The organism is Pseudomonas sp. Marseille-P9899, assembly GCF_903166565.1.
GTDB lineage: Bacteria > Pseudomonadota > Gammaproteobacteria > Pseudomonadales > Pseudomonadaceae > Aquipseudomonas > Aquipseudomonas huaxiensis.
The window spans coordinates 346,208-366,284 of the sequence record NZ_CAESCG010000001.1 but is presented as its reverse complement, the minus strand read 5'-3'; the positions used below and the strand labels follow the sequence as shown (position 1 = coordinate 366,284).

17 protein-coding genes are annotated in these 20,077 nt (G+C 65.2%); 11 read left to right on the top strand and 6 right to left on the bottom strand.

Annotated features, from left to right (window positions below):
• Nucleotides 1-2 precede the first annotated feature (2 nt).
• The gene (locus HWV67_RS01690; RefSeq protein ID WP_175649635.1) at nt 3-659 is read left to right on the top strand and encodes a helix-turn-helix transcriptional regulator; all 657 of its coding nucleotides are present in this window, start codon (nt 3-5) and stop codon (nt 657-659) included.
• On the opposite strand, the gene HWV67_RS01685 is transcribed toward HWV67_RS01690, so the two are convergent.
• Nucleotides 619-1,542, bottom strand: coding sequence for a phosphate/phosphite/phosphonate ABC transporter substrate-binding protein (locus HWV67_RS01685; protein WP_175649634.1), 924 nt, complete (start codon nt 1,540-1,542; stop codon nt 619-621). The two genes, HWV67_RS01690 and HWV67_RS01685, sit on opposite strands and share 41 nt — an antisense overlap.
• The gene (locus HWV67_RS01680; RefSeq protein ID WP_175649633.1) at nt 1,530-3,857 is read right to left on the bottom strand and encodes a putative bifunctional diguanylate cyclase/phosphodiesterase; all 2,328 of its coding nucleotides are present in this window, start codon (nt 3,855-3,857) and stop codon (nt 1,530-1,532) included. The genes HWV67_RS01685 and HWV67_RS01680 overlap by 13 nt, the downstream gene beginning before the upstream one ends.
• A 157-nt stretch (nt 3,858-4,014) precedes the next feature.
• Between HWV67_RS01680 and HWV67_RS01675 the strand changes: the two genes are divergently transcribed.
• The 4 genes from HWV67_RS01675 (at nt 4,015) to HWV67_RS01660 (ending at nt 8,921) form a co-directional block, all read left to right on the top strand.
• Nucleotides 4,015-4,836: a molybdenum cofactor biosynthesis F family protein gene (locus tag HWV67_RS01675; protein WP_175649632.1), complete on the top strand. Its 822-nt coding sequence runs from the start codon at nt 4,015-4,017 to the stop codon at nt 4,834-4,836.
• Nucleotides 4,829-5,620: an SDR family NAD(P)-dependent oxidoreductase gene (locus tag HWV67_RS01670; RefSeq protein ID WP_175649631.1), complete on the top strand. Its 792-nt coding sequence runs from the start codon at nt 4,829-4,831 to the stop codon at nt 5,618-5,620. Before HWV67_RS01675 ends, HWV67_RS01670 begins: the two co-directional genes overlap by 8 nt.
• Nucleotides 5,621-6,051: 431 nt before the next feature.
• Nucleotides 6,052-7,047, top strand: a complete 996-nt coding sequence (locus HWV67_RS01665; RefSeq protein ID WP_175649630.1) for an IS110 family transposase — start codon at nt 6,052-6,054, stop codon at nt 7,045-7,047.
• Nucleotides 7,048-7,613: 566 nt separating this feature from the next.
• Nucleotides 7,614-8,921, top strand: a complete 1,308-nt coding sequence (locus tag HWV67_RS01660) for a hypothetical protein (RefSeq protein ID WP_371929279.1) — start codon at nt 7,614-7,616, stop codon at nt 8,919-8,921.
• Nucleotides 8,922-8,970: 49 nt separating this feature from the next.
• On the opposite strand, the gene HWV67_RS01655 is transcribed toward HWV67_RS01660, so the two are convergent.
• Both HWV67_RS01655 and HWV67_RS01650 read right to left on the bottom strand, forming a co-directional pair.
• Nucleotides 8,971-10,092 carry an MFS transporter gene (locus tag HWV67_RS01655; RefSeq protein ID WP_175650947.1) on the bottom strand — a complete coding sequence of 374 codons (1,122 nt, stop codon included), beginning with the start codon at nt 10,090-10,092 and terminating at the stop codon, nt 8,971-8,973.
• Nucleotides 10,093-10,176: 84 nt separating this feature from the next.
• Nucleotides 10,177-10,890 carry an alpha/beta fold hydrolase gene (locus HWV67_RS01650; RefSeq protein WP_256679989.1) on the bottom strand — a complete coding sequence of 238 codons (714 nt, stop codon included), beginning with the start codon at nt 10,888-10,890 and terminating at the stop codon, nt 10,177-10,179.
• Between the two features lie 302 nt (nt 10,891-11,192).
• Between HWV67_RS01650 and HWV67_RS01645 the strand changes: the two genes are divergently transcribed.
• The 3 genes from HWV67_RS01645 to HWV67_RS01635 all read left to right on the top strand — a co-directional run bounded on the left by HWV67_RS01645 (nt 11,193) and on the right by HWV67_RS01635 (nt 15,164).
• A complete protein-coding gene (locus HWV67_RS01645) occupies nt 11,193-12,530 on the top strand; it encodes an MFS transporter (protein WP_175649628.1) in 1,338 nt (445 codons plus the stop codon).
• Nucleotides 12,531-12,554: 24 nt separating this feature from the next.
• Nucleotides 12,555-13,814: a gallate dioxygenase gene (locus HWV67_RS01640; protein WP_175649627.1), complete on the top strand. Its 1,260-nt coding sequence runs from the start codon at nt 12,555-12,557 to the stop codon at nt 13,812-13,814.
• A 105-nt stretch (nt 13,815-13,919) separates the two neighbouring features.
• Nucleotides 13,920-15,164, top strand: coding sequence for an OprD family porin (locus tag HWV67_RS01635; protein WP_175649626.1), 1,245 nt, complete (start codon nt 13,920-13,922; stop codon nt 15,162-15,164).
• On the opposite strand, the gene HWV67_RS01630 is transcribed toward HWV67_RS01635, so the two are convergent.
• Entirely contained in the window at nt 15,143-16,360 is a 1,218-nt protein-coding gene (locus HWV67_RS01630; RefSeq protein WP_175649625.1) for a LysR family transcriptional regulator, read from the bottom strand. The two genes, HWV67_RS01635 and HWV67_RS01630, sit on opposite strands and share 22 nt — an antisense overlap.
• A gap of 252 nt (nt 16,361-16,612) precedes the next feature.
• Between HWV67_RS01630 and galB the strand changes: the two genes are divergently transcribed.
• The 3 genes from galB to HWV67_RS01615 are packed head-to-tail and all read left to right on the top strand — an operon-like array spanning nt 16,613 to nt 19,139.
• The gene (gene galB / locus HWV67_RS01625; RefSeq protein ID WP_175649624.1) at nt 16,613-17,347 is read left to right on the top strand and encodes a 4-oxalmesaconate hydratase; all 735 of its coding nucleotides are present in this window, start codon (nt 16,613-16,615) and stop codon (nt 17,345-17,347) included.
• Nucleotides 17,344-18,066 carry a 4-carboxy-4-hydroxy-2-oxoadipate aldolase/oxaloacetate decarboxylase gene (locus HWV67_RS01620; protein ID WP_175649623.1) on the top strand — a complete coding sequence of 241 codons (723 nt, stop codon included), beginning with the start codon at nt 17,344-17,346 and terminating at the stop codon, nt 18,064-18,066. The genes galB and HWV67_RS01620 overlap by 4 nt, the downstream gene beginning before the upstream one ends.
• Nucleotides 18,063-19,139, top strand: a complete 1,077-nt coding sequence (locus tag HWV67_RS01615) for a 4-oxalomesaconate tautomerase (RefSeq protein ID WP_175649622.1) — start codon at nt 18,063-18,065, stop codon at nt 19,137-19,139. The genes HWV67_RS01620 and HWV67_RS01615 overlap by 4 nt, the downstream gene beginning before the upstream one ends.
• On the opposite strand, the gene ptrR is transcribed toward HWV67_RS01615, so the two are convergent.
• Complete coding sequence (gene ptrR / locus HWV67_RS01610) at nt 19,140-20,051, bottom strand: putrescine utilization regulator PtrR (RefSeq protein ID WP_175649621.1); 912 nt, start codon at nt 20,049-20,051, stop codon at nt 19,140-19,142.
• Nucleotides 20,052-20,077: the final 26 nt, after the last annotated feature.

Here is a 20,077-nt window from a genome sequence, read left to right as displayed (position 1 = left end):
CGATGAACGCTGCCCGCGAACTCGGTGACTACTGCCTGCACGCCTTCAGCCAGCAGGTGCCCGCCAGCCTTGCCGCCTTTTACCGGGTCGACGAGCAGTTGCAGGCCTGCGACTTCCAGCTGTTGGGCATGCAGGCACCCATGCACCACCACTACCTGGAACATTACCGCCATCTCGACCCGCTGAATCCGGACAACTGCCAGGCCATCGGCCTGCCGGTGGTATCGCTGCGCCAGGGCCTGGCGCACCACGATGCCGCGCGCGGCCGCGAGTACCTGGGGTTCCTGCGTCAGCACCGGGTGGTGGATGTGGTGGAGATCGTCGCCTGTGTCGACGAGCGTCCGGTGGCCGGTCTGTCGCTGCTGCGCGAAGGTGCGCTCGGCCCGTTCGAACCCAGCGAACTGGAGCGCCTGTTGCCGCTGCACGGGCTGATGCAAATGGCCGCCCGGCAGTTGCCGAAAGCTGCCCAGGACCGCCTCGCCGGACTGACCCCGCGTGAACGGGAAATCGCTCTATTGTTACAGAACGGCGCCTGTAACAAGACCCTGGCCCGGCAACTGGAGCTGGGTTTGCCGACGGTGAAGACGCACCTGATCAACCTGTTTCGCAAGGTCGGGGTCAAGAACCGGACCGAGTTGATCGGGGCGTTGTTTCTGTAGCGGGCGCAGGGGTGCCGGCAGACCTGCCCTGCATCATCCGCACCAGCGGCGCGTACTCGGCACGACTGACCGGGGCGATGCCGCTGGCATCCTGCGAGGCCAGAAATTCCGCCAGACCGTCCTGGTTCTCCAGCATCGCCGCACGAATGCGCGCCTTGTATTCACCGCACAGGCTGCCGCTGAAGACGTAAGGGTCGTAATAGATTCGCTCCGAACGCCAGAGCACATTGAAGGTGTCGCGCTCGATGCGCCCGCTGTTGAGGTACGCATCAGCACGCACGCTGGCGACGAACGCGGCATCCACCCGGCCCTCCAGCAGCGCATCCAGTGATTTGTCATGGGAGCCGGTGAACACCACCGAACCGAAGAACTCCGCCAGCGGCTGGCCGACCTGGGCGGAGAACTCGACGTTGGGCACCACGCTGCCAGACGTACTCGCCGGATCGCTCAAGGCGCCGCGCTTGCCGCGCAACGACGCTACGTCATCCGCAATGCCGCGACGCGCCAGCAGCAGGGCCTGATAGTGATGCCCGGCCGGGGTGAAGTAGCCGTTGTTGATGGTCAGGCTGGCGAACGGTTCGATGCGCGGGTCACGCTGCTGCGCCAGCACATAAGCGGCCGGCCCCAGCCAGGCGATGTCGACGCCGCCCGAGACCACGGCATCGACCACACTCTCATAGGACGACGCTGGCACGATCGCCGCCGGGACGCCCACGGCCGCACTCAGCCGCTCCAGCAGCGGCTGATAATCCTTGATCAGCACCTCCATGCTCTTCTTCGGAATCACCGCGATACGCAGGCTCGGCTGTAAGCACTTGGCCTGCGCGGTGGTCGTCAGCAATGCGCTCAGCAGCAGGCAGGACAAGGTGTTCAGTGCTCGCATGCAGTCTCCGTCGCATCAATGAAAGGTGGGTATTGGTCGAGCTGCGCCGCCGTCAGCGGCCGGCTGAAATGGTACCCCTGGGCAAAATCACAACCCGCAAGACGCAGGTAGACCACCTGCTCGCGGGTTTCCACGCCCTCGGCGACCACCTCCAGCCCCAGGCGCTTAGCCAGGATGATGGTGGAAAGCACGATGGGGCTGTCGTCGTGGCTGTTGGAGAGCTGGGCGATCAGGGCTCGGTCGATTTTCAGGCGGTTGATCGGCAGCGCCTGCAGGTGGGAAAAGCCCGAATAACCCTGGCCGAAATCATCGAGGCTGATGCTCAATCCGGCATCGCGCAGCACCTGCAGGTGCTTGATAGCCTGGCCTTCATCATCGAGCACGGTGGTTTCGGTGATCTCCAGCTCCAGCCGCGCGGGCTCGACGCCATGCTGGCGCAGCACGTCCAACAACTGCGCGCTGAAATCCGGCTGACGCAGTTGCAGCGGCGAGACGTTCACCGCCAGGCCAGTCTGAATGCCCCGCGCCTGCCAGCGCACCAGCTCTTCACAGGCCAGACGCACCACCTCCCAACCCAGCGCGACAATGAAACCGCTGCGCTCGGCAAGAGAGATGAAACGGTCCGGGTAAAGCAGGCCGAACTCAGGATGCTGCCAACGCACCAAGGCTTCGTAACCCACCACACGCAGAGAGTCGAAACGCACCTGCGGCTGGAAGTGCAGGACAAACTGCCGCTCCTTCAAGGCCGGACCGAACGCCTGCTCAAGGGCGAACTCGGCGACGTTGACCACGTTCAGCGACGGGTCGAAGAAGCGGTACTGCCCGCGCCCCGCCTGCTTGGCCGAATACATCGCGGCATCGGCATGGCGGATCAGTTCGTCCACCGCCTGGCCGTCACGCGGGCAGATGCTCACGCCGATGCTCGGGCTGCTGTTCAGTTCATGGGCGTCCAGCGAGTAGGTCGCCGACAGCTTGTTCAGCAGCATGCGCACCCAGGCGTCGATCTGCTCTTCGCTGCGCGAACCTGCCAGCAGCACGACAAACTCGTCGCCGCCAAAGCGCGCCGCCTCGTCACCCGGCTCCAGTGCCCGGCTGATCCGCCCCGCCACCGCCTGCAACAACAGGTCGCCGACCTTGTGCCCGAGGGAGTCGTTGATCGACTTGAAGCGGTCCATGTCGATAAACAGGATCGCCAGCAAGCGCCGCTTGCTGCGCTGCTCGGCGAGCGTGCGCGCCGCCGTTTCCATGAACTGCCGTCGATTGTGCAAACCGCTGAGGTGATCGGTGGCGGCCGCGTGGCTGCTGCGCCGGTGCTCTTCCTCCAGGCGCTGGATCAATTGCTGATTGATCTTCTGCGCCTGCTCCAGGGCGCTGAAGGCTTCCTGGCGCTTGCCCAATGCCCGCCAGCTCCACAGCACCCCGGCGAGGATCAGCAGGGTCATGCTCAGGTTCAGCCATAGCTGGTGGGCGTAGACCAGGCGCGACGGCGCGAGAATCTCTTCCTCCTGCTGGCTCACCACGACCGTGAAGCCGCGTTGCGCCACATGGCGAAACAGGCTCTGGTAATAGCCCTCGACACTGAATTGGTTGATCCGCCCCGACTCTTCGTCACCCTCCGGCAGCTCGGGTTTCAGCGGCTCGCCGGCCACCACCACGCCGCTGTTGCCAATGCGCAGCCGCTCCTGGCCGGCGCGGTCGAGCAGGCGCATCAGGCCGCTGTGGCCCAGGTCAATATGCTGGAACAGCACGGCCAGGTAACCGATGTCCAACTGCACCAGCAGGATGTTGCCGGTGCCGCCGCCGGCCGTGTCCGCCAGCGGCAGCAGGAACGGCAAGCGCCAATTCAGCTCGGCGGTCTGTCGGTCGAGGGCATCGAGGGGCGGCAGGAACGGCCTGACGCTGTAGCGGTCGCCGTGTTCATGCAACTGCGCCAGCCATTGCGCGGGCAATTGCCGCGGCTCATCGGCATGGCTGGCATAGAGCACGCGCCCGTCCGCGCGGTACAGGCTCATGCGCTTGAGCACCGGATCCTCGGCCAGCATCCGCGCCAGACTCCAGCGCCCTTGCGCCGGGTCGCCCATGTCGGCCTGCAGGGCACGGCCGATGGTCTGGGCGCGGTCGACCAGCTGGCTGAGGTTCTCGGCCGCCATCGTCGCCAGATTGAGGTGCTCGGACGCCTTGGCCGCCAGCGCCTCTTGCGCCGACGCCGCCTTCTGCTGGAAATACAGCACCCAGAGAAACAACAGAATGGCCACGGAGGACGACAGCAGCAGGAACTGGAGAAAACCCAGAGAGGACACGGACCGGCGGATCACCACATTTCATTCCTGCCGTTGAGTGATGGCACATTACTACCAGCGCGTGACAATCCCGTGACTGATACACCGTGCCACCTCAACCATCCGGTTGATACCGCATCACACGCCCGCGCGGCACCATCACGGCTCCAACAACAACGACGAGCCACCTCCCATGACCACCCATACCGACTGGATCACCGTAGGCGCCCTGGCCGAGGGCTTTGCCCCGAAAGCCTTCATCCTGCCGCAACTGGCCGAGCTGGCCGGTCAGCGCATGACCCTGAACTTCGCCAACGGCTGGTCCATCGAGCACCGCTTCGACGCTGACCAACTGCACTGGCACGCCGCCGACGGTCACTCGACCGGCAGCGCGCCGTACCGCGCCACCTCGGTGCGCCCGGGCATCGTCCTGGTCGACTTCCTCAAGACCGAGCACGACCAGACCTGGTCGATCACCCTGGTGCTGGACACCCTGAGCCAGTCCTTCACCGCGGTGATCGGCAACATGCCCAGCGCCGAAGAAACCCGCGAAGGCATGTACTCGCGCGCCCTGTCCGGCAAGAACCTGACCGCCGTCGAGGCGCAGTTCCTCCACGGCACCCTTGATCGCCCGTGGCAGGACGGCGCCTGCCCGCATGCACCGACCAGCGAACTGGTGGGTATCCGCAACCGCTACCGCTACAGCCCGACCGAGGAATACGAGCACATCTACCTCAACGAGCACTACTACACCTGGCAGTGCCTCAAGGGTGTCGAGCAAGGCCTGTGCGACACCGACCGCTGCCACTACTACAAGATCACCGATGAGCTGTACCTGTTCGTCTGGCGCGAGAAGATCATCCCGACCCTCGGCCTGGTGATGATCGACCTGCGCGAACACCGCAGCGACGGCAAGATCTTCGGCTACGCCGAAGGCAGCTTCGACGCCTTCAGCAACTTCCCGGTGGCGTCCTACTGCAACCTGATCAACACCACGGACCACGGCCATGACTAAGACCGTGCTGATTACCGGTGCCGGCACCGGAATCGGCGAGGCCTGCGTCCAGCGCATGGCGGCACTGGGGCATAACCTGGTGCTGGTGGGCCGGCGTCGCGAGGCGCTGGAGCGAGTGGCTGCTGGCCGCGAAGCCCTGGTACTGGCCGGTGACGCCGCCGACAGCGCGGTGTGGGCCGGTTTCATCGAACAGATCCGCGCCCGCTTTGGCGGCCTCGATGCGCTGATCTGCTGCGCAGGCGGCCATGGTCTGGGCAACGCGCTGGAGACCAGCGATGACGCCTGGGAAGCGGCGATGCGCGGCAACCTGCACAGCGCCTTCCACAGTGCCCGCGCCTGTTTGCCGCTGCTGATCGAACGGCGCGGCAGCATCGTCCTGCTCGGCTCCATCGCCTCGCTGGCGGCAGGCCCGCAGGTGTGCGGCTACACCACCGCCAAGCACGCGCTGGTGGGGCTCAACCGCTCACTGGCGCGAGACTTCGGGCCGCAGGGCGTGCGGGTCAACTGCGTGTGTCCGGGCTGGGTGCGCACGCCGATGGCCGACGAAGAAATGCAGCCGCTGATGGAGCACTACGGTGAAGACCTGGATGCGGCGTATCGTCGGGTAACCGCCGATGTGCCGCTGCGCCGACCCGCCAATGCCGACGAGATTGCCGCGCTGTGCCAGTTCCTGGTCAGCGACGACGCCTCGATCATCACCGGCGCGGTGATCGCCGCCGATGGCGGGTCGACCGTGGTCGATGTGCCGACCCTGGCCTATACCCGACTGGAGAGCCAGGCCTGAGCGGGGCAGAACGGCTGCGGTGTCTGCACATCTCTTGGTTCCATGAAGACCATTAGGCGTCAGTCTGGATACCGTTTAATGGCGACCAGGCGCTAGCCGTCAGTTTTTCAGCGCTCTCAAGATCGAGCGCCGCCCGCGCGGCGCATCGCGAGCAAGCTCGCTCCTTGTATGTTCTGAGCGTACCCAAAGGGATTCTGAATTCTTGAAAGGTACGCCTACCTAAGTAGTTCCAAGGGGGAGGCCGGACGCTCCTGGAGACGGGCTTTGCACCCGATCTCGTATGTAGATAGGCCCCCCCGCCTCATTGCCCACTACGAAGAGTATCCGGAAGCCGACGAATCGGACTTCGCATGACAAGGTTGTAGCGGCATGAAGTTCGAGGTCGGGGGAACCTTGGGAGATTCTGTCTTAAAAACCGGGAGAGCGAAACCATGTCGAGGAGTGCCGGGATCGACGTTGCAGCCAGGACTGCAGTGCTGACCATCCTTCACGAAGATCGTGTCGAAACCACCAAGATCATCGAACAAACAGCCAAGGGACATCAGCAGGCCGTTGCGTTACTGAGCAAGTGCAATCCCGATCGTGTCGTTTTGGAGGCCACCGGGATTTATTACCTGGATCTCGCCTTGGCCTTGGCTGAAGCCGGACTACCCGTGTCGGTGATCAACCCCAAAAGTAGCCACCACTTCGCCAAAGGCATGCTTGAGCACAACAAGACCGATCAGGTTGATGCGCGTCTTTTGGCTCAGTACGGAGAGCGGATGCGACCTCGTCTGTGGACTCCACCGACGGCTACTCAGTTGAGTTTGAGAACTCTGGGGCGACACGCCAATCGGCTGGTTGCCGCACGAACCCGTGCGAAGAATCAGTTGCACGCCTACACGGCGTCCAAAGAGCAGGTTGATTTGATTGTTGAGGATTTGAAAGACGAGATCACAGCATTTGACCGCCGCATTGAGCGCATACGTAAAGCGGCGATTGAGCAGATCGAGTCCGACCAGAGACTTCAACATGTCGCCAAAGCAATTCTTGCTGCACCAGGCATTGCCGAGGTCTCGCTGATCTCAATTTTGGCGGAGCTGACAACTCTTCCCGATACCCTGAAGTCCTCGCAGGTGAGTCGCCACGCGGGGCTTGATGTGCGACTGACCCAGTCAGGAACCAGCGTGAACAAGCCGGGGCGTTTGGGAAAGGCTGGCAACACCTATTTGCGCTCGGCGCTCTTCATGCCCGCGATGTCCGCTGTACGTTTCGACCCATATGCGAAGGGTTTCTACGACGTATTACTGGGAAGGGGGAAGAAGAAAATGCAGGCAATTGCGGCTGTCATGCGGAAATATTTGACGGGCATATGGGCCTGTATGAGAAGCGGAGAACCCTTCGACACGGCCAAGCTTTTTAGCGAAAAGCACCTGCTGAAAGCTTGACCGCGAACAGAGTATCTACATTTGTTGCAACGTACCTATTTCTGTCAGGCCACGGTTGACCGCCTTGGTGGTACGTCGCGGTATCAAGTCGACCTCAACAGCCTCCCCGCGATTCATCGCCAAACGCCAAAGGCGAGCAACACCTCTCTGACAGGCCATGGCACGTTGCAAAAAATGTAGGAGCGAGCTTGCTCGCGATGCGCCGCGCGGGCGGCGCTCGATCTCAAGAGCGCTAGAAAACTTCCGGCATGCGCCTGGTGTTCATTACTCAGTCTTTTGACAAACGCCTTCCAGCCACCACATGCCCGAAAGATGCGTAGATACCCACGCAGCGATTAGGCCACTGCTTAAAGAGATGTGGCCTGATCGAACACAATCGCTGCGGTTCGGCGCCCCGACAGACTGGCCACCCCAATCAACTCCGCTGGCAGCCACGAACAAGACGTACCCCCACCGACAGCGCCCTAATACCTGCGTCACGGAGCATTCGTCGACGGGGCCGGGCCAGGGCGCGGCCATCTGCCAATAACAACTGGGGAATCACAATGGACAAACAGCATCGCCTGATGCCGATCGCCCGGGCCGTCGGCCTGAGCCTGGTCACGCTCGCCGCCGCGCAACCGGCACTGGCCTACGAACTCTACGCGGACGACGACACCCACCTGAACGCCGACATGCTCGCTGTATTCGGCATGTTCAACAGCCGCAAGAACTACGACGGCGTACCGGGCGGCTCGACCTGGCGCGAAGGCTTCATCAAGTACGGCGTCAGCGGTGACCAGGGCCTGGGCGGCAACGGCACGTTGTACGGCACTTTCAATCTGGTCAGCTCGGCGACCTGGGGCGACGGCGACGCCGCCGGCAACACCGACGGTTCCGAGCGCACCACCAAGATCGAAGACGCCTTCCTCGGCTGGCGCTCCGGCGATCTGTTCCCGGCCCTGGGCAAGGACGGCGTGGACTTCTCCGCCGGTCGCCAGGTGGTCAAGATCGGCAGCGGCTTCCTGATCAACGATGACGGCCCGAACCTCGGCAAAGGCCCGGCCGATGGCGACCTCAACCGCGGCGGCGCCTATTACCTGGCTGCCCGCCACGCCTTCGACCGCACCGCAGTATTGAAACTGGGCGGCCAGGACGGCCTGCACGGCAGCGTGCTCTGGCTCAAATCCGACAACCGCGCCCAGGCCGAAACCGAACTGGCTGCCGGCACCCTGGACTACACCACCGACGCCGGCACCCTCGGCCTGACCTGGGTGCATGGCCTTGACGTCACCGACCAGTGGGCCAGCGACTTCCAGAAAGAGCGCGAGAACATGGACGTCTACAGCGTCCGTGGCGAAGGCAGCGCCGGCATCGAAAACGCCAGCTTCGCCTTCGAATACGCCTGGCAGGACAAAGACGCCGGGCCGGAAAAAGCCTGGTACGGCGAAGCCGGCTACACCTTCGCCGACGTCGCCTGGGCGCCGAAACTGACCTACCGCTACACCCGTTATTCCCAAGGCTGGGATTCACTGTTCACCGGCCTGAGCACGGGTTACGGCACCTGGTTCCAGGGCGAAGTCGCGGCCAACTACTCCGGGCCGTTCAACAGCAACACCGGCATCCACCATGTCGGCCTGAAAGCCACGCCGCTGGAAAACCTCACCGTCGGCGCGCTGTACTTCGACTTCCACACCCTGCGCACCCGCGACACCCTCAACCTCGATGCCCGCGAGCTGGATTTCTATGCCGAATGGGCGGTCAACGAGCACCTGATCATCAGCCCGGTGATCGGCCTGTACCAGCCGAAGAAAGATGAAACCAACGGCGGCAATCAGGTGGGCGGCAATGGCACCAACGTGTACAGCCAATTGACGGTGGCGGTGCCGTTCTGACACCGGCCTGAAGCGGGGGGAGCTGGCTTGCCAGCTCCCAAAGCGTCAATCAGCCCCGCCCCGGCAGCCGCCGCATCAACAGCCCCACCAGCAACACATTCACCCCCGCTAATCCAGCCATCACCCCGAGCACCGCGCCCGGCCCGGCGCTCTGCAACAGCCAGCCGCCGACCAACGGGGTCGCCGCTTGCCCGACCAGCGACGGCAACGACATCTTGCCCATCAGCAGCACATAGTTGCTCGGCGACATCAGCACCAGCGGCAACAGCCCGCGCACAATGGCCCGCAGCCCGTTGCCAAAGCCATACAACACCAGCCCGAGCAGGGTCGCCGCCGGCACCAGCGTCACCAGCAACAAGCCGCTCGCCACCAGCACCACCGAGATCAATGTGGTCCACAGCGGATGGCGCTTGCGGGCGAAGATCTGCACGATCCGCGAACCCACCTGACAAGGCCCCAGCACCGCCGCGAAGCCGATGGCCGCCACCAGGCTGTGGCCCTGCCCTTGCAGAATCGACACCAGATGCACAGCCACCGCAGTCATCAATACCGCGCCAATGGCGAAGATCGTGGTCAGCAGCCAGTAGACCTGCGGGTCGACCCGATCTTCGGCCGCCTGTTGCGCCTTGCTGGCGATCTTGATGCCGACGCCCGCCGGCAGCGCCCGCCAATACAACGGCGCGACGCTGAGCAGCAACACCACGGCGTAGGCGACGCAGGTCATGCGCCAGCCCAGATGCTCGATCAGCAGCGCCACCAGCGGCCAGGTCAGGGTCGAAGCGAACCCGGAAATCAGCGTGATGCCGGTAATCGCCCCGGCCGCCTTTTCGCCGTACAGCGCGCCGAGGCTGGCAAACAGCGCTTCATACAATCCCAGCGCCATGCCCACGCCGATCACGCCCCACGCCAGCAGAAACCAGCCCAGCGACGGTGCCGCCGCCATCAGCAGCAAGCCCACAGCAACCACCGCGCCGCTGCTGGCCAGTACCGGCCGGCCGCCGAAACGGGCGATCAGCCGGCTGGTCAAGGGTGCCAGCAACGCCGACACCAGCAGGCTCAAGGACAGCGCGCCATACACCCACTGCAGGGCCCAACCGGTGTCGCGAACGATCGGCGCGGCCATTACCGCCAGCAAGAAGAACGAACCGCCCCAGACCAGAATCTGCAGCAGGCCGAGCAGGAAAATACCGGACAGGCCGGGTGAATCAGTGGGGTCTTTCACAAGGAGTTCCGGGGGACAACGGGATAAACGGAATCAGGCATCGAAAGCGCCGGCCAGCCACTGGGCGAGCAGTTCGCTGGTGCGTTCGGGATGCTCCAGCGGCGGCAGGTGACCGCACTCGCCGATCACTTCCAGGTGCGCGCCGCGGATGCCTTCGTGCATCAGCCGGGCCTCGGCCAGCGGCGTGATTTCATCCTGCTCGCCGAACAACACCAGGGTCGGTACGCCGATGCTTGCCAGCAGCGGTCGGTAGTCGACACGGTCGATGATTGCCTGCTGCTGGCGGATAAAGCCTTCGCGGCCGATATCGTCAGCCATTTCCATCACCACCTGCGGCACCCGGGTGTCGAGCGCACGGGCGTGCATCAGACGCGGCAGCAGTTGCGGCGTTACCCCCTTGAACTTGCCCAGCCCGGCCAGTTCCAGCAAACCGCGACGCACGCGGGCACGTTGCGGGTCGTCGGGGCGGGCCATGGTGTCGAGCAAGGCCAGGCGCTCAACCCGCTGCGGCGCGCGGCGCAGGATCTCGAACGCGACATAACCTCCCATCGACAACGCCGCCAGGGCGAAACGCGGCGGCGCCTGCTCCAGCACCCGCTCGGCCATGGCGACGATGGAAGTGTCCTGGCTGAGGTCGGGGATCAGCACCTGGCGGGAAGGTTCGAACGTGGCCTGGGCGTGAGCCCAGAGGCGGTGGTCGTTGAGCAGACCGGGGAGCATGACGAGCGGAAGGTTGTTGCGGGACAAGCGGAAACTCCTGGGGGATGCCGGGCGGGAAGGCTTGGAATAGAGACGGTGGCGGGCAGTTTATACAGAATGTGTCTATGTATGTTGAGATGAGGCCCCGCGCAGCCAAGAAGCCTCAAGCTCTCAAGCACCCTCATAAACACATTCGATACCTTCTTAAGCATTTCCCAGAGGCGCGCCCAAAGCCTCCGGCCTTACAGTCAAGCCTCGCCGCATTGCGGCCAGGTGACCCTGCACCGGCCATCAGCATTTTCGAAGGCTGGCGCGCTGTTCACCCCTACAAAAACAAAAGGTGAATCCGAATGCTCAATGAATCTGTCGACGTCAAGGCGTGGATCGACAACCGCCCCGTGGCGGGCTACCAATGGCTGATCCTCGGCCTGTGTTTCCTGATCGTGCTGTTCGATGGTTTCGATGTCGCCGTCATGGGCTTTATCGCGCCGTCACTCATGCAGGAGTGGGGCCTGTCCCGCGCTGCCTTCGGCCCAGTGATGAGCGCCGGGATGGTCGGCCTGGCCATCGGCGCGCTGACCGCCGGCCCCTACGCCGACCGCCTCGGCCGCAAGAAGGTGCTGCTGATCGCGGTCACCGGCTTCGCCATTCTCAGCCTCGGCTGCGCCTTTGCCCGTAATCCCTGGGAGCTGGCCGGCCTGCGCCTGCTGATCGGCATCGCCCTCGGCGCGGCGCTGCCCAACTGCACCACCCTGCTCAGCGAATACCTGCCCGAACGCAACCGCTCGCTGCTGATCACCCTGATGTTCACCGGTTTCAACCTCGGCTCCGGCGGCGGCGGTTTTCTCGCGGCCTGGCTGATCCCGAGCTACGGCTGGCAAGCGGTGCTGCTGGCCGGCGGGATTCTGCCGCTGCTCCTGCTGCCATTCCTGTGGACGCTGCTGCCGGAATCGGCGCACTTCCTCGCCGTGCGCAAGGCCCCGGCCGAGCAGATCGCCAAGGCCCTCGGCAAGCTCGGCGGACGCTTCAACGCCGACACCCGCTTCCACGTCGCCGAACCGCCGCTGCAAAGCAAGGCGCCGGTTAGCCAGTTGTTCCTGCCACGCTATCGCCTTGGCACGCTCGCCCTGTGGCTGACCTATTTCATGGGTTTGCTGGTGATCTACTTGACCATGGGCTGGCTGCCGACCCTGCTGCGTGACAGCGGCCTGAGCATCGAACGCGCCGCAACCATCACCGGCCTGTTCCAGATCGGCGGCACCGTCGGCGCGCTGGTAGTGGGCTGGATCATGGACCGCCGCAACCCCAACGGCGTGATCGCCACCGCCTATGTGCTCGGCGGCTTGTGCATCCTGTTGCTCGGCGCCTTCAGCCTGGAGTCCAGCCTGCTGGCCGTGGGCGTGCTCGCCGCCGGCTTCTGCATGAGCGGCGCGCAGACCGGCCTCAACGCCTTTGCCCCCGGCTACTACCCCACCGAGTTCCGCGCCACCGGCGTAAGCTGGATGCTCGGTATCGGTCGTTTCGGGGCGATCTTCGGTTCGCTGATCGGCGGCGCGGTGCTCAGCATGGGCCTGGGTCTGCCGCTGCTGTTCACCCTGCTGGGCACGCCGGCGTTCATCGCCGCCGCCGCCATCCTCACCAACGGCCATGCGCGACGCCGCGCGAGCCAGGCGCTGCTGGCGCACTAATCTTTTATTTCCAAGGAACTCGTCATGGCACGAATCATCGGCGGCCTCGCCGTCTCGCACACCCCGACCATCGGCTTCGCGGTCGACCACGACAAACAGGACGAAGCCGCCTGGGCGCCGATCTTCGAGAGCTTCAAGCCGGTCAAGGCCTGGCTGCAGGCGCGCCAACCGGATGTGCTGTTCTACATCTTCAACGACCACGTGACCTCGTTCTTCTTCGACCACTACAGCGCCTTCGCCCTCGGTGTCGACGAGCAATACGGTGTCGCCGATGAAGGCGGCAATCCGCGCGAGCTGCCGGCCATCGGCGGCCACGCGGCGTTGTCGCGGCATATCGGCGAGAGCCTGATGGCCGACGAGTTCGACATGAGTTTCTTCCGTGACAAGCCGCTGGACCACGGCTTCTTCTCGCCGATGTCGGCGCTGCTGCCCTGCGACAACGGCTGGCCGGTGCAGATCGTGCCGTTGCAGGTGGGCGTGTTGCAGTTCCCGATCCCCAGCGCGGCGCGCTGCTTCAAGCTGGGCCAGGCGCTGCGCCGGGCCATCGAGAGCTTCCCGCAAGACCTCAAGGTCGCCATCGTCGCCACCGGCGGCGTGTCGCACCAGGTCCACGGCGAGCGCTGCGGCTTCAACAACCCGGAGTGGGACGCGCAGTTCATCGACCTGTTCGTCAACGACCCGGTGCAACTGACCCGCCTGACCCAGGCCGAATACGCCACCCTCGGCGGCATGGAAGGCGCCGAGGTGATCACCTGGCTGATCATGCGCGGCGCGCTGTCGGCCACCGTCGAGCAACTGCACTACGACTACTACCTGCCGTCGATGACCGGCATCGCCACCCTGCTTCTGGAAAACCGTGATCGCCCGGTGCCGGCCGAGGTCAACGCCCGTCACCTGGCGCATATGGGGCATCAGTTGGCGGGCGCCGAAAAACTCGAAGGCACCTACCCCTTCACCCTGGAGCGCAGCGCCCGCGGCTACCGCCTGAACAAGTTCCTGCACCGCATGATCGAGCCGGCCTGGCGCGCACGCTTCCTGGCCGAGCCCGAGGCGATGTACGCCGAAGCCGCGCTCAGCGAAGAGGAACGCGACCTGCTGCGCCGTCGCGACTGGCGCGGGCTGATCCAGTACGGCGCGATCTTCTTCGTGCTGGAAAAACTCGGCGCGGTGCTGGGCATTTCCAACCTGGACATCTACGCCGCCATGCGCGGGCAGAGCCTCGAAGACTTCATGAAGACCCGCAACCAGCAAGTGCTCTACTCGGTCGCCGGCAAGGCCGACTGATCCACACCTCGCCCCGGCCACCGGGGCGATAACCCCTGACGTTGCCTGCCTGCGCACTTGCGCCGGGCGGCAGCGCCGTGTCCAACGAATGGAATAACAACAACAATGAAGACCACCCGCGACTTCCCGCTGCTCACCCTGGCCCTGGCCTGCGCCCTGCCCGCCCCGGCCATGGCGGCCGGCTTTATCGACGACGCCAGCAGCACTCTGACCCTGCGCAACTTCTACCTCAACCGCAACTTCGTCGACACCGCGAGCCAGGGCAAGGCCGAGGAATGGACCCAGAGTTTCCTCCTCGACGCCAAATCCGGTTTCACCCAGGGCACCGTCGGTTTCGGCCTCGATGTGCTCGGCCTGTACAGCGTCAAGCTGGACGGCGGCCAGGGCACCACCAACACGCAATTGCTGCCGGTGCATGACGGCGGTCATCCCGCCGACGACTACGGACGCCTGGCGGTGGCCGGCAAGGTGCGGCTGTCGAAGACCGAACTGAAAGTCGGCGAATGGTCACCGGTGTTGCCGATCCTGCGTTCCGACGACGCCCGCTCGCTGCCGCAGACCTTCCAGGGCGCGCAGGTGACCTCGAAGGAAATCGACGGCCTGACCCTGTACGGCGGGCAGATGCGCCAGAACAGCCCGCGCAACGATGCCAGCCGCGAGGACATGTCGCTGTTCACCCGCCCAGGCTTCACTTCGGACCGCTTCAACTTCGCCGGCGGCGAACTGCGCTTCAATCAGGAGCACACCCTGGTCGGCCTGTGGAGCGCGGAGCTGAAAGACATCTATCGCCAGCAGTACCTGACGCTGCAGCACAGCCAGCCGGTGGGCGACTGGGTACTGGGCGCCAACCTCGGCTATTTCCTCGGCAAGGATGACGGTGCCGCCCGCGCCGGTGAACTGGACAACCGCACCGCCAGCGGGCTGTTCTCGGCACGCCATGGCGGCAGCACCTTCTACCTCGGCCTGCAGAAAGTCATGGGCGATGACGAGTGGTTCCGGGTCAACGGCACCAGCGGCGGCGTACTGGCCAACGACACCTTCAACTCCAGCTACGAGAACGCGAAAGAGCGCTCGTGGCAGGTTCGCCATGACTACGACTTCGCCGCTCTCGGCATCCCCGGCCTGACCCTGATGAACCGCTACCTGCAAGGCCACGACGTGCACAACGCGGTCACCAACGACGGCCACGAATGGGGCCGCGAAACCGAAGTGGCCTACACCGTGCAGTCCGGCGCGCTGAAGAACCTCAACGTCAAATGGCGCAACTCCAGCCAGCGCCGCGACTGGGGCAGCGGCACCCGCTTCGATGAAAACCGGCTGATCTTCAACTACCCGTTCAAGCTGCTCTGAGCCGGTAGCTCGGCGACCACCTGGCGAATCGTCGCCATCAGTGCCTGCGCCAGCGGCGAGTGCAAGCTCGCCGTGCGGCAGGTCAGGCCAATGGCGCGGGTGGTGCGGGCCAGCGACAACGGCAGGATGCACAGCTCGCCGCGCTCGATTTCGTATTCCAACTGATGCGCCGAAACGATCGCCAGCATGTCCGAGCGCAGCAACAGCCCGCGGATGATCGCCAGGTCCGCGCTTTCCACCCGTGGTCGCGGCGGCGCCAGTCCTTGTGCGCTGAAGCTGTCGTCCACCAGTTGCCGTGCCGGCGAGCCCGCCCGCGGCAGCACCCATCCCGCATCCGCCAGGGTCTCGTCGCTCAACGGCTGTCCGCGCAGCGGATGCTCGCGCCGCGCCAGCACCACCATGTCTTCCGACCACAGCGCCTCGCCACTCAGATCGCTGGCATAACTGCTGCCGCGCAGGGCGCCGAAGATGAAATCCACATCGCCCGCGCGCAGCTCGGTGGCCAGCAGGTCGAACGGGCTTTCGTTGGTGATGACATGGATGCCAGGGTGCTCGGCGGTCAGGCGGACGATGGCCTCGGGCAGGATCCGCGTGCGCCCCAGCGGCAGCGCGCCGACCTGCACCACGCCTTGCAGGCTGCCGCGCAAGGCGCTGAGGTCGGTGTCGATATGGCGCAGCTCGTTCAGCGCGCGGCGGATCGGGAAGACGATTTCCAGGCTCGCCCGGGTCGGCTGCAAACCCCGTGGTGTGCGCTCGAACAGCGAGCGTCCGGCGCCGCCTTCGAGCACCTTGAGCGCCGCGCTCACGGCCGGCTGGCTCAGTCCAAAATGACTGGCGACGGTCTGCATATGGCGGCTTTCGCAGAGTTTGGCGAACACCTGCAGGCGCCGCGCCTGGAACAGGTACAGCGGCTCCACGTTCTCGGCGCTGCCCAGCAGGCGCGGCACCGTGTCCAGCTCCGCCAGCACTCGCCGCGCCCGCGGCAGGATGTGCGCGCCCTGGTTGGTCAGGCGCATGCCGTTGGCATGGCGCTCGAACAGCGGCACCGCGAGGCGCGCCTCCAGTTCGGAGATGGCCCGGGTCACCACCGACTGGGCGCGGAACAATGTTTCGCAGGCCCGCGAAACACTGCCCAGGTCCGCCACCCGAACGAACGCACGGACCTGCATCAGGTTGATCAGTTCGTCGGTCGGCATTTTCCTGGTCCTCTGGCGGTGGTGTCTGGTAGGCCGCAATCGCTGCGGTTCGGCGTCCCACAGGTTCGGTGCAGGCCTTGCTTGGTGGGGCCGCCATAGGTTCGTCGGCGCCCAATATCCAGCAAGCGCGGGACTATGCGCCCAAGCCCCCTTCAGAGCAATAAGCAAAACGCATACCCGGCTCAGCCCTACGCATTACTCCGTTTTCGACCCGGCTGACATCCTTGGACAAAACGCACAAGGAGCCTTGCAATGTCCCAGGTCCAGAAAACCGCGCTGGTCGTCAGCGCTCACTCCGCCGATTTCGTCTGGCGCGCCGGCGGCGCCATCGCCTTGCATGCGCAGCAGGGTTACGCGGTGCATATCGTCTGCCTGTCGTTCGGCGAACGCGGCGAATCGGCCAAGCTGTGGCGCAAAGGCGAGATGACCGAAGACAAGGTCAAGGCCGCCCGCCGCCACGAAGCCGAAGCCGCCGCCGAGGTGCTGGGCGCCAGCGTCGAGTTCTTCGATATCGGCGACTACCCGATGCGCGCCGACAAGGACACGTTGTTTCGCCTCGCCGATGTGTTCCGCCGCGTGCAACCGGAATTCGTCCTCAGCCACTCGCTGAAAGACCCGTACAACTACGACCACCCGCTGGCCATGCACCTGGCTCAGGAAGCGCGGATCATCGCCCAGGCCGAGGGCTACCGGCCGGGCGAGAAAATCGTCGGCGCACCGCCCGTGTACAGCTTCGAGCCGCACCAGCCCGAGCAATGCGAATGGCGCCCGGACGTGCTGCTCGACATCACCGAGGTGTGGGACCGCAAATACGCCGCCATCCAGTGCATGGCCGGCCAGGAACACCTCTGGGAGTACTACACCCGCGTCGCCCTGCAGCGCGGCGTGCAGGCCAAGCGCAACGTCGGCATCGCCTCCAGCCGCGACATCGTCTACGCCGAGGGCTACCAGAGCATCTTCCCGCGAGTCACGGAGAACCTGGCATGAGCGAGCTGATCGGCAAGACCGGCTACGTGGTGCGAACCATTCGCCGCGCCGAACCGGATGTCATCGAAACCCTCGGCCGCCTCGGCGTTGCCACCGTCCATGAAGCCCAGGGCCGCAAGGGCCTGCTGGCCTCGCACCTGCGGCCGATCCAGCAGGGCCGTGCAATCGCCGGCTCGGCGGTGACGGTGCTGGTGGCGCCGGGCGACAACTGGATGTTCCACGTCGCCGTCGAGCAGTGCCAACCCGGCGACCTACTGGTGGTGGCGCCCAGCTCGCCGTGCACCGACGGCTATTTCGGCGACCTGCTCGCCACCTCGCTCCAGGCTCGCGGCGTGCGCGGGCTGGTGATCGACGCGGGCGTGCGCGACAGCCAGACCCTGCGGGAAATGGGCTTTGCCGTGTGGTCGCGGGCGATCAATGCCCAGGGCACGGTCAAGGAAGTGCTCGGTTCGGTGAACCTGCCGCTGCTCTGCGCTGGCCAGATGATCAATGCCGGCGACGTGGTGATTGCCGACGACGATGGCGTGGTAGTGGTCCGTCGCACCGAAGCCCGCGACGTCGCCCAGGCCGCGCTGGCCCGCGCCGAGCTGGAAGAACAGAAGCGCTTGCGCCTGGCCAATGGCGAGCTGGGCCTGGACATCTACAGCATGCGCCCGCGCCTGGAAGCGAAAGGCCTGGTCTACGTCGACAGCCTCGACGACCTGGAAAATCGCCTATGAGCCAGCGCCGCATCCCCTGCCTGCTGATGCGCGGCGGCACCTCCAAGGGCGCCTTCTTCCTCGCCGACGACCTGCCCGCCGATCCCGCCCAGCGTGATGCTGTGCTACTGGCGGTGATGGGCTCGCCGGATGCGCGGCAGATCGACGGCATCGGCGGCGCCGATCCGCTGACCAGCAAGGTCGCGATCATCCGTCCCAGCAGCCGCGCCGACGCCGATGTCGACTACCTGTTCGCCCAGGTGCTGGTGGACGAAGCGCGGGTGGACCTGGGCCAGAACTGCGGCAACATGCTTGCCGCCGTCGGCCCGTTCGCCATCGAGCGCGGCCTGGTGCCGGTGTACGGTGACAGCACGCCGGTGCGGATCTTCATGGAAAACACCGGGCAGGTCGCCGTCGCCCACATTGCCACGCCCGACGGCGCGGTCAGCTATGCCGGCGACACCCGCATCGACGGCGTGCCGGGCAGCGGCGCGGCGATCGTCATCGCCTTCGAGGACGTCGCCGGCTCCAGTTGCGGCAGCCTGCTGCCCACCGGCGCGGCGCGCGACCGCTTCGACGGCGTCGAAGTGACCTGCATCGACAACGGCATGCCGGTGGTGCTGGTGCGCGCCGAAGACCTGGGCCGCAGCGGGTACGAAAGCCGCGAACAACTGGACGCTGACAGCGAATTGAAAGCACGGCTGGAGTCGATCCGTCTTCAGGCCGGCCCGCGCATGAACCTGGGCGATGTCAGCCAGCGCAACGTGCCAAAAATGTGCCTGGTGGCCGCACCGCGTGCGGGCGGCAGCATCGCCACCCGCTCGTTCATTCCTCATCGCTGCCATGCCTCCATCGGCGTATTCGGCGCGGTCAGCGTGGCCACCGCCTGCCTGATCGAAGACACCGTGGCCCGGCCGCTCGCACATTTGCAGCCGGGGCCGCTGCAGCGGATTTCGGTGGAGCACCCCAGCGGCGAGTTCAGCGTGGAGATTCGCCAGGAAGGCGGGCGTATCGTCAGTTGCGGGCTGGTGCGCACGGCGCGGTTGTTGTTTGAAGGGACGGTATTTGTGCCCGAGCGCTCTCCCTCGGCGTAATCACCGCTGACGGCTATCCGCCGGCGCCACCGCGTCGTCGGCATCCAGCACATCGCCGCGCTCGCGCAGCAACTTGACAAAGGTGCTCAGGCAGCGCGACATCATGCCCTTGCGCCACACCAACCAGGTGCGCAGGTAACGGAAGCGCTCGGACAGCGGCCAGACGCTGACCGTGCTGCAACCCGGCATGCTGTCGAGCATGCTGCGCGGCATCAGCGCCAGCCCGGCGCCGGCACTGACGCAGGCGAGCATGCCGTGGTAGGACTCCATTTCGAGGATCTTGCCCGGCACCGCTTCGTCCTGGGCGAACCAGCTTTCAAAGTGATGGCGGTACGAACAGTTGGCGCGGAAGGCGTAGATGGTCGAGCCATTGACCTCGGCAGCGCGGCGGATGGGCCCGTGGTTCAGCGGCGCAATCAGGACCATCTCCTCGGTGAACACCGGCACCCCTTCCAGCGCCGGGTGCAGCACCGGGCCGTCGACAAAGGCGGCGCTCAGGCGCCCGGCCAGCACCCCATCGATCATCGCCCCGGAAGGCCCGGTGCTCAGGTCCAGTTCGACCTTGGCGTAACGCTGGTTATAGGCCGCCAGCAACGCCGGGATGCGCACCGCCGCGGTGCTTTCCAGCGAACCGAGGGCAAAGGCGCCCTGGGGTTCGTCGCCGGCCACGGTCTGCCGCGCCTCGGCCACCAGGTCGAGAATGCGCCGCGCATAGTCGAGGAAATTCCATCCGGCCGGCGACAAACGCAGCCGGCTTTTCTCGCGAATGAACAGATCCGCGCCCAGTTCCTGCTCCAGTTGTCGGATTCTCGTGGTCAGGTTCGACGGCACCCGATGAATGTGCTGAGCCGCGGCACTGATGCTGCCCTGCTCTGCCACGGCCTTGAACATCTCCAACTGCACCAGATCCATAGAGTCATTCTCTCTGCGTGAACGTT